The organism is Variovorax rhizosphaerae, from assembly GCF_037889975.1.
Classification (GTDB): domain Bacteria; phylum Pseudomonadota; class Gammaproteobacteria; order Burkholderiales; family Burkholderiaceae_C; genus Variovorax; species Variovorax rhizosphaerae.
In genome coordinates this window covers 1-8,832 of sequence record NZ_JBBKZT010000066.1, presented here as the reverse complement: position 1 = coordinate 8,832, position 8,832 = coordinate 1, and the positions used below count along the sequence as shown (strand labels likewise).

The window sequence follows — 8,832 nt, the reverse complement described above, 5'->3', positions numbered from 1 at the left end:
TGAATGACGATCGGCTCACGTTAAACCCGCCTCCCGGACCGGCCCGGCACCGGTACAAAACCGGCCAAGATAGTTGTCGTCGACCGGCCAAGCTAATTGTCGCCAACCACACAGGCCCACCACGGCTGGCTCTTCGCCAATGCGCGGGCAACGCGCATCAAGCTTCTGGTGCACGACGGCTTTGGCGTCTGGTGTGCCACGCGACGGCTGCACAGCGGCAGCTTTGCGTGGACAGGCGCGCCGGTGGCGACCCCGGCCCTGCAACTGACGGCGCAGCAGTTCGAGGCGCTGGTGGTGGGCCTGCCGTGGCAGCGGCTGCCCGAGCTGCAGGTGATCGCCCGTGCCTGATCTGCTTGAGTGCTTCGCACGGCTGGTGTTGCTGCTGTTGGCAACGGTGCTTGCGCCAATGGTGCGCACCCCTTGGATGCTGCACCATTGGCTACATGCTTGGTCTGCACGAACTGCCCCCCATCGACCAAGCGCAACTGCCGCCCGATGTGGCGGCGGTGCTGCAGCGCATGCGCCAGCAGTTGGACGCCAAGGACCGCGAGCTCGAACGCAAGAGCGCCGAGATCGCCTGGCGCGATGCGCGGCTGGACAAGCTCAACCTGGAGCTGGCGCGCCTGAAGCGCTGGAAGTTCGGGGCCAGGACCGAGGCCATGACGGCGCAGCAACGCGCGCTGTTCGCCGAGACGCTGGCCGAGGACGAAGCCAGCCTGCAGGCGCAACTGGCCGCGCTGCAGGCCAAGCTGCCCGAAACCCCCGAGGCGCCCAAGGACGCACCACGTCGCCCGCGCCGCCAGGCGCTGCCAGAGCACCTGCAGCGCGTGGAGCACCGCCACGAGCCGGCCAGCACCACCTGCCCGAACGCCGGCTGCGGTGCGCCCATGCAGCGTGTGGGCGAGGACGTGAGCGAGAAGCTGGACATCATCCCAGCGCAGTTCTTCGTGCACCGGCACATCTACGGCAAGTGGGCTTGCCGGTGCTGCCAGCAGATGGTGCAAGAGCCCGCCGAGCCCGACGTGGTCGATGGCGGCATCCCGGCCAGCGGGCTGGTGGCGCACACGCTGATCAGCCGCTTCGCCGATCACCTGCCGTACTACCGGCAGGAGGACATCAACGCGCGCAGCGGCGTGCACACGCCGCGCTCCACGCTGGCCGCTTGGGGCGGTGCGGGCGGGGCGGCGTTGCAGCCCCTATACGAGGCCCACCGGCGCTTCGTGCTGGGCGCGGCGGTGCTACACGCCGACGAGACCCCGGTCCCGCTGCTGGACCCCGGGCGGGGCAAGACGAAGAAGGCCTATGTGTGGGCGTATGCACGCGGCACGCTGGACGGTGCAGCGCCGGGGGTCATCTACGACTTCTGCGCAGGTCGCGGGGCGCAGTACCCGCTGGCCTTCCTGGGTGGCAAGGAGCCGCCATACGCCGAGCCGCCCTGGCGCGGCACGCTGGTGTGCGACCAGTACGCTGGCTATGGCCCGGTGCTCGATCCCAAGGTCCAACCCGGGCGGCAGGCTGCGGGCTGCGCAGCCCATGCAAGACGCAAGTTCGAGGAACTCACCACGCGCGGCGCCAGTGCCAGTCCGGTGGCAGTGCAGGCGTTGCAGCGCTGGGCGCGGATCTACCACGTCGAGCGCTTGTTGACGGATTCGACAGCCGAAGAACGACATGCGGGCCGCCAGCGAATGAGCCGCCCGCTGTGGGAGGAACTGCGCGCCTGGCTGCAATTGGAGCGCCAACGGGTTGCCGGCGGGGCCATCGGCCAAGCACTCGACTACAGCCTGAACCACTGGGAGGCGCTGACGCTGCACCTGGCCGACGGGGCCGTACCCATCGACAACAACCACCTGGAGCAGCAGATCAAGCCCTGGAAGCTTGGTGCGAAAAACTGGCTGTTCGTGGGCAGCGAGTTGGCCGGCGAGCGCGCCGCCGTGGTGATGAGCCTGGTGCAGTCGGCCAAGCTGAACAAGATCGAGCCCTGGGCGTACCTGCGCGACGTGCTGGCACGCATCCACGCTCATCCGGCCTCGCGCATCGACGAGTTGCTGCCGCACCGCTGGCGGCCGCGCTGAGCGGCTTGATAACCGGGACTCATATCAGGCAACGCCTGATCGCCGCGGACGGGGATCGTTCCATCGTCTTGGGCAGGCGTCAACGTGGGATCGCCGGACGCTCACGGTCCGGCAGCCAAAACAATGACCCAGAGGACCTGAATCGCCGGGTCAGCGCCCTTCAAGTTGACTTGCGATACGGACTGTTTTTTGGCCTCTTGAGCGGCGACGTATTGGTCTCCCAAGACTATCAGTAGGCCGGAAAGCGTCGCGAGAATGAAGGACATACCTACCGCGACCCCTACTGGCCAATCGGGCCCAGGTTCTAGAGCCATACCCTCGGCGAGCGCAGTTCCCTGCGACGATTTGAGGAAGGCTAGGTATACGAGATTGACAAGAACCCAGGGCCACAACAGAACCCAGGGGACAAAAAGGTCCAAGACGGGCGACAGCCATGCCCCGAGCCTCCGCTCGAGCGCTCTAAGCCTTGTCTTTAACTGGCCCATCCACGACTCCTGCAAATCGTCTGCGCGCCAATCGGCAGTCTTCAGTGTCGCGTAAATGAGGCCAGAACGAAACTACTGCGGCGTTGGCGGCCGTCGTACAAGGATTCGCCGAGGTCTTGTTCGGTAACGACGTGAATGCCCTGCTATTCAAGCAGGGTTGCTGACTGTCACGCTCCAGATGGCCCACCGCGACCCAGCGAAGAAACTTCCGATAACCTACTGCCGGTACGTCTTCGGAATGAATCGCACCCAGCCTCCAAGATACTTACGCATCCTCGCTGACCGCGAAGCTCGAGCCCTCCACAAATTTGAGGAGGTTGGTGCGCGAACGACCGCTTCCGGAGCCAATTGGCGGCCGGGTCAAAGGTCAGCTCCTGGCCGACGGCCGACGGCCGACAATCGCCATGCTATCGGTGCGCTTGAGCTTTTCGCTGCCTCGGTCCGAACCACCTGAGCAACAATTCCCAAGTCACGCCAACTGGAGGTGAAATATGGATGTCACCGTCGCAAACCTAGAGGCCTTTGCGGATGCTTGGAACAGCCACGATGCTGAAGCGCTCATGAGCTTCATGACGGACGACTGTGTGTTTGAAGCATCTGCCGGCCCCGACGTCTGCGGAAACTCGTACATCGGCAGAGAGGCCGTGCAAGCCGGCTTTTCCGAGGTATGGAAGATGTTTCCCGACGCGCAGTGGCGTCGCCCTCATCACTTCGTTTGCGGCAGCCGCGGGGTGTCCGAATGGACATTCACCGGGACGCGGGCGGACGGCTCGCGCGTCGAGGTCAATGGATGCGATGTCTTCACTTTCCGGGAAGGAAAGATTGCGGTCAAGAACTCGTACCGCAAGAACCGCCCGCCACTTTCGGCGACATAGGGTCGCCTTCAACCGTTGCCGTCGCAAAAGCACCGTTTTGGCTCTTGCCAAAACGGACTATCCCCAAGCTGCAGAAAAAAGTGTGGCCGGGTGAACGGCGGGTTTGAGGCTTGTGGTCGACCGTCTCTTCTTGGCCGCGAGTACCAGTTCGCTGCCGTGCCTGGCAGCTGACATTGATTGTCCGCGCCTATACCTTGTAGGTCAGCTCCCTGGCGCGAGCCCGCGCTCACACTGCCGGCCATGACCGGCCATTCGCATCATTGGCCAATCACGGATGAAGGCAGCAGCGTGAAATTCGAGGGGACAAGACGCTGTCACTTCGCTGCCTCAAAATCGGTCCAGACCGCGCCAATTTCTAATTGCGAGGTCTACACGCTTGCCAGACTCATCAATAGACGCAAGCTGAGTCAGGTGGTCTGTGCAGACAAAATCGCCAAGTTGACCATGCACCAATATGTATAGTCTGAGGTATCTGAAGAGAGAATTGGAATTGCGACCCCGCCAACGAATCGCATGCCGACGAGGATTCTGCCGTCGGACGCGGGCATCAAATTTGAACGCAGGTGTCGGACAATGGATTGGACCGCGTGAGATTCATGCGGCAATCTTGAGAAAATATCATTGATCGCACTGATTGTTATGGATGGACCGAATAAGACAAGCGCTTTACCGCTAAAACCATTTTCAAACACATGATTTAACTCCCATAGTACGCCGGCTGTTTCATCGATGCTAATAATTATTGCGCAAGAACTCTCTGCTAGACGGGCAACTAGCTCACGCCACTGCTCCTCTTGAGAGTAAAGTCTTGCGGCACCTAGCGGCGGGGCGTCCTCGCCAGGCTTACCAATTGCAATCACAGGACCAAATGGACTTCCCGCGTCCAGAACAATCTCATCTAAAGTTCGCCTGTGCCTCCACCGCCACGCTTTGGCAAGGAGGGATCGTGATGGTGCCACCAAGAGACGTTCATCTTGGCGAAATGCCCGCAAAAATAGGACTTTCGGGCGGGAGTCGTTATCGACTATGTATTGATACCGCCTAGCCGCTCGTATCTGCGCGCGCCGATATATCCGTCCGCCCATCGTTTTCGAGAACTGTACGACAATGGGGACTATTCCGAACAAAACAAAAAACGCAAGAAGACTCCCCACGTCTTCCCAGCTCCACTGACTCATTATATTGAACTCATGCTGTTCGCTGTATGCACTAAGCGCTTGGCCGAGTGTTGGAAACGCATCTACACTGCCGACGAGCTTCTTGATTACCCGTTCGGTTGCGCCGCCAAAAGAAATAGGCGCTGTTGTACTAAGCCAGATTATAATTCCTCCATGAATTCCACCTACAATCGACGCCGCGGCAAATAGCAGGGCACATTTGAGCCGGTCTTTTGGCAGGGCCCCTAGATAGCTTGGTAGATTCAGTGCGCGAATTGCATTGGCCACTACAGCTTTCGGCTCTGCACGCCAGCCTCGTACAATTGGTTCCAGTTCCACTTTCAAGCGAATCATGCGCAACGAAATCCGCAGCATGCTAAGCGTCAGCAAAGTCAATGGTGTTGAAAATAAGCACAGCGCAGCAATGTATAGCCACGCGATAGAAGCAGATCTCATCTGGATGGCGAAGTAAATCTCTCTCAACGGAGTAACGACCGCGCTGACAAGAACAAGAGCTGTCACAGATAAAACGAAATATCCGAGTGTTCGGATTGAAATCTGACTCCATAGGCCAACTTGATAGACTATTAGTACGCCGGGTATTCCAATAAAGGCCGGCGTGGCCAGCGATGGAACTGCTGCCAAGAATAAACCGAGTTTGGCCGTACCTGTATAAACGCTTATTAGATATAGCACTGACAAAACGAGCCCCCCCATAAAGAGCAGAAAGCCGGACGTTAGAAGACCTATTATAAAAAATGAAGTTATTGATCTAAAAACATCCAGATCCTCCTTCGCGCGTACGATGCTGGTGATATCAAACAAAATTTTCTCGTTCGACCGCAAGGATAACTGTCCAATGTGATACGTCTCGTTGCGCCACATTTGAGTGGCGACAAGTGCGCCGGGCGCAGCGGATAAGATTAAAAAAATACACCAAGTGACGATCATGTCAGTTTGCAACACCTTAAATTTCGCTAACGCCAAAGCGCCACACACGACAAACGGTGTCACCCCTGCTACAGACAATCCTACGCTTCTAATAAGGGTAACTTTGGCCGGCCGCTCAATCCATGGCCTTAGAACGAAATAAACTGGGAGCGACAATATATCGATTATTAGCCACGTAAGCGGGGTCAAGACTATCCAAGACAAACTTAAGAGGCTAGCTTTGACTGGGGGTTCAATTTCAGTCCCTGCCGCTATAAGGCTAGCAAGGGAGAACCCTAATAAACAGGAGCCCGGCCCCCACTGAAGAAACCAAATCCGATGTGATGTTTTCTTTTGGTTGCACCCGGACGCCATCAAGTTTCCTTTTTTCATGGGCTCTAATAGATGTTCAAAAAATTTACGGCGAGCGCGGGTTCGATATTAAATCGCAACAATCGCGGCACCGCCACAACAGATTGGGAACTGGAGAGCGGTGCAGCTGCGGCACCCAAGGGGTTCCGCGAGGGCCAACGTTCGCTGAAGAGAAAGCCGAATAGCCCGTTTGGGCCCCGAACGCCCGTTCGGTGTTCGTGTCATGGCGAACCTATCGTTCAACGCGATTTCGGTCGGCCGGTGCAGGGACCGGCCATTGGAGGTCAAGTTTCGAGGTACAGCAGTCGCGCATCAGGCCATGGTGCCTACGTCAGCTTTCAGCCGCTGCCGCCGTTCGTCGTAAAAACTCGAACAGCCGCAACCAGTCTCGACCTGCCGGACGACCGGCGCGACCCGAGGACTGCTCATGGCCGCGAGCACCAGTTCGCCGCCCTGCCTGGCAGCTGACAGTGATCTCCGTGCCCATACCTTGTACGTCAGCTCCTTGGCGCGACTTCGCGCAACTAACATTGGGGTCATGTTGAGATCCATCATCTTTTCAGCGCTCGTCTTGAGTTGCCAGGCCGCCACGGCGGAAACCGTTCAGGTCAAATATCACGGTGTCGTTGCACTTGACGCCTTCGCCTGTACGGACGTGAGAGACAGCAGTGACGTTTCACGCATTTGCTACGACAACGTGGAGCGGTACATGGTCATCCAACTCAAGACGACCTACTACTACTACTGCGAAATTGATGCAGCGACAGTGCAAGGCCTCCAATCGGCCACTTCGAAGAGGCAGTTCTTCGAAACCCGCATTCGCGGTAGCGGTGCCGACGGACCCTTCGATTGCAGGACGCACCCTATCCCGAATTAAGTATCGGCAGTGATTGGGTGTCGGAACTCCGGCCAAAGGCTGGCATTGCGCCGCTCAGGCTTGCTGATTGCGACTAGCACCGCGGTACCCCAGTGACTCGCATACGCGGATGCGCAGATTTTGCCGACACTCGCACCTTGGTCAGACTTCCGAGCGCTCTGCTACTACCTTACTGATCAGCAGTACGGGCTGAATATCCGTGTAATTGGCAAAGTCGCCCCTGATCTCCTGCTGGTGCTGGCCAGAGGCTGCCCGGTAAGCCTCGACAGAGGTACAGACGAATTCGCATTTGGCAATGTAAGCAGGGGCAGACTCCGGAGCACGCCCCGAGATGCCCTTGTCCACTGAGTAGTACAGGCATGCAGCGCCGAGCAGCCGTTTCATCATTGGCATGTGCCTGTCGCGGTAGTAAGCGTGATCGAATCGCGCGCCTGCGGCGTACGGATACATGACGCTGACTTCGATCATCGTGATTTCTCCTGTTGTTGCACGGTAGTCAATATGCCGACGACGCGGCCAGGAGCAGCCTCACACCGGGAATCGTGCGCCCGTCTCTTCCAGGGGCATGCGCAGCCCGTTCGTCAGGTAGCTGACGGTGCGATAGAAGCCAGCCAGCATCAGCAGTTCAATGATGGCTTCTTCGGCAAAGTACCTTCGCAACGCGTCCCACAGTCGACCGTGAATGTCGGCGTGCTCGTGCAGGGAGTCGCACAGGCGCAGAAGGACCTGGTCCTCGGCAGACCAGCAGGCTTCGTTCGCCAGACCCGTGACGGTCGCCTTGACCTGCTCTGGCGTCAGGCCGACGTGCCTCGAGAAGAGCGTGACGTGGACGCCCCATTCATATTCGGATTTGCACAATGCCGTGGTGCGATGAATCACGATTTCGCGCTGTCGGATGCTCAAGTTGCCTTTGTCCAGCAACCCACCGGCAAAGAACTTCTGACAGCCGAGGGTCGCGTGCCAAGGTCGTGAACAACCGCAAGGGAGGTCGTCCCTTCATCAGCCTGTCGAGTGGCCCCGAAATGTCTTCACCAACTGGTGGCGTTGCTGGCTCGATGCGTGCGGGCATACGGATTCCTGATTCAGGTGCCCGGCCATCGTAGGCTTGTTGCTGTATAAAGTAAAGCATGACCACACCTCGTATCGGCCAGCCAGTTCGCGGCTCCACCACCGGCCGTCCCATCATGGTCGCCCTGGACCTGCTGGGACGACGCACAGCGCTGCGCGTGCTCTGGGAACTTCGGGGGGACCCGCTGACCTTCAGGGCCCTGCAGGACGCTTGCGAGACGAACACCCGATTGCTCAACACGCGGCTCACTGAACTGAGGGAAGCCGAGCTTGTCGAGCATGCCGGGGGTGGCTATCGACTGACGGATGAAGGGCGACGGCTAGCGAAGGCGCTTAGGCCGTTATCTGCCTGGGCGGAGCAGTGGGGCCACGAAAGGCGATGAGAAGCTGAATCGCGCTCAACGTGTGGGCTCGCCATGGACCAACCGCGGTGAAGTACAGACGAGCCGATGGCAAGGTTTGCTCGGCCGTGTCAAGCTCCATGCCGATCAACCCAGCACGCCGCAGCACGGACGGCCTGGTCTCGTCCGCGTTCTGACGCAGCAGAACCACCTCAAAGGCGCCCTGCTCTCATTGTTCGGAAGGTTGGACAGGGCATGGCGTCGGCCCACGCCTAGACGCCGAAATGGGATCCGCGGCGCCGAGGCGCATCGCTGTATAGATTTCTGGAACGACTGGACATCATGGGCTCTCGCTTCTCACAGCGTGAGTTCTCTGAACTCGAACTTTCTGCGCAGCCTGGCGAGCGTAAGGTGCAGGCGCGCTTGCTCAAGGATGTGCTGGAAGTGATCGAGCGAAGGCGTCTGCTTCGCCAACCCATGCGCTGGTCTGACGTGCCGCTCTTCGCGGAGACCGCGGCCGTCGTCGAAGCGACGACAGCGCAGATGGAGGGACTTCCCGCCGACCCCGACTTCGGATCGTTCGACGAGTTGACCGCTCGCCGCGACGAAACGAACGTCGTGCGACTGCGCTGATTTCCCCCTTGATGGCCGCTCG

Annotated in this window: 10 protein-coding genes; 6 read left to right on the top strand and 4 right to left on the bottom strand. The window is 59.3% G+C overall.

Features of this window, described 5'->3' with window-relative positions:
• The first annotated feature begins 96 nt into the window (after window positions 1–96).
• The 3 genes from tnpB (at window position 97) to WKW82_RS39660 (ending at window position 3,432) form a co-directional block, all read left to right on the top strand.
• Window positions 97–348 carry an IS66 family insertion sequence element accessory protein TnpB gene (tnpB, locus tag WKW82_RS39670; RefSeq protein WP_340348702.1) on the top strand — a complete coding sequence of 84 codons (252 nt, stop codon included), beginning with the start codon at window positions 97–99 and terminating at the stop codon, window positions 346–348.
• A gap of 95 nt (window positions 349–443) precedes the next feature.
• Window positions 444–2,072 (top strand): IS66 family transposase, encoded by a 1,629-nt coding sequence (gene tnpC / locus WKW82_RS39665; RefSeq protein ID WP_340348701.1) that lies wholly within the window; start codon window positions 444–446, stop codon window positions 2,070–2,072.
• A gap of 976 nt (window positions 2,073–3,048) precedes the next feature.
• Window positions 3,049–3,432, top strand: a complete 384-nt coding sequence (locus WKW82_RS39660) for a nuclear transport factor 2 family protein (RefSeq protein WP_340348700.1) — start codon at window positions 3,049–3,051, stop codon at window positions 3,430–3,432.
• A gap of 407 nt (window positions 3,433–3,839) precedes the next feature.
• On the opposite strand, the gene WKW82_RS39655 is transcribed toward WKW82_RS39660, so the two are convergent.
• Complete coding sequence (locus tag WKW82_RS39655; protein WP_340348699.1) at window positions 3,840–5,540, bottom strand: hypothetical protein; 1,701 nt, start codon at window positions 5,538–5,540, stop codon at window positions 3,840–3,842.
• Between the two features lie 663 nt (window positions 5,541–6,203).
• Entirely contained in the window at window positions 6,204–6,482 is a 279-nt protein-coding gene (locus tag WKW82_RS39650; RefSeq protein WP_340348704.1) for a hypothetical protein, read from the bottom strand.
• On the opposite strand from WKW82_RS39650, the gene WKW82_RS39645 reads away from it, so the two are divergent.
• Window positions 6,430–6,768: a KTSC domain-containing protein gene (locus tag WKW82_RS39645; RefSeq protein ID WP_340348703.1), complete on the top strand. Its 339-nt coding sequence runs from the start codon at window positions 6,430–6,432 to the stop codon at window positions 6,766–6,768. The two genes, WKW82_RS39650 and WKW82_RS39645, sit on opposite strands and share 53 nt — an antisense overlap.
• 141 nt (window positions 6,769–6,909) lie before the next feature.
• Here WKW82_RS39645 and WKW82_RS39640 read toward each other — a convergent pair whose 3' ends face one another.
• Both WKW82_RS39640 and WKW82_RS39635 read right to left on the bottom strand, forming a co-directional pair.
• Window positions 6,910–7,236: an EthD family reductase gene (locus tag WKW82_RS39640; RefSeq protein WP_340348698.1), complete on the bottom strand. Its 327-nt coding sequence runs from the start codon at window positions 7,234–7,236 to the stop codon at window positions 6,910–6,912.
• Window positions 7,237–7,296: 60 nt separating this feature from the next.
• Window positions 7,297–7,671: a carboxymuconolactone decarboxylase family protein gene (locus WKW82_RS39635; RefSeq protein WP_340348697.1), complete on the bottom strand. Its 375-nt coding sequence runs from the start codon at window positions 7,669–7,671 to the stop codon at window positions 7,297–7,299.
• A gap of 224 nt (window positions 7,672–7,895) precedes the next feature.
• On the opposite strand from WKW82_RS39635, the gene WKW82_RS39630 reads away from it, so the two are divergent.
• Both WKW82_RS39630 and WKW82_RS39625 read left to right on the top strand, forming a co-directional pair.
• Window positions 7,896–8,219, top strand: a complete 324-nt coding sequence (locus tag WKW82_RS39630) for a winged helix-turn-helix transcriptional regulator (RefSeq protein WP_340348696.1) — start codon at window positions 7,896–7,898, stop codon at window positions 8,217–8,219.
• A gap of 300 nt (window positions 8,220–8,519) precedes the next feature.
• Window positions 8,520–8,810 (top strand): hypothetical protein, encoded by a 291-nt coding sequence (locus WKW82_RS39625; RefSeq protein ID WP_340348695.1) that lies wholly within the window; start codon window positions 8,520–8,522, stop codon window positions 8,808–8,810.
• Window positions 8,811–8,832 lie beyond the last annotated feature (22 nt).

Excerpts from the sequence above, each read along its gene's own strand:
- tnpC (WP_340348701.1), top strand. The coding sequence starts at position 444 with ATGCTTGGTCTGCACGAACTGCCCCCCATCGACCAAGCGCAACTGCCG.
- WKW82_RS39660 (WP_340348700.1), top strand. The coding sequence starts at position 3,049 with ATGGATGTCACCGTCGCAAACCTAGAGGCCTTTGCGGATGCTTGGAAC.
- WKW82_RS39655 (WP_340348699.1), bottom strand. The coding sequence starts at position 5,540 with ATGATCGTCACTTGGTGTATTTTTTTAATCTTATCCGCTGCGCCCGGC.
- WKW82_RS39645 (WP_340348703.1), top strand. The coding sequence starts at position 6,430 with ATGTTGAGATCCATCATCTTTTCAGCGCTCGTCTTGAGTTGCCAGGCC.
- WKW82_RS39640 (WP_340348698.1), bottom strand. The coding sequence starts at position 7,236 with ATGATCGAAGTCAGCGTCATGTATCCGTACGCCGCAGGCGCGCGATTC.
- WKW82_RS39630 (WP_340348696.1), top strand. The coding sequence starts at position 7,896 with ATGACCACACCTCGTATCGGCCAGCCAGTTCGCGGCTCCACCACCGGC.
- WKW82_RS39625 (WP_340348695.1), top strand. The coding sequence starts at position 8,520 with ATGGGCTCTCGCTTCTCACAGCGTGAGTTCTCTGAACTCGAACTTTCT.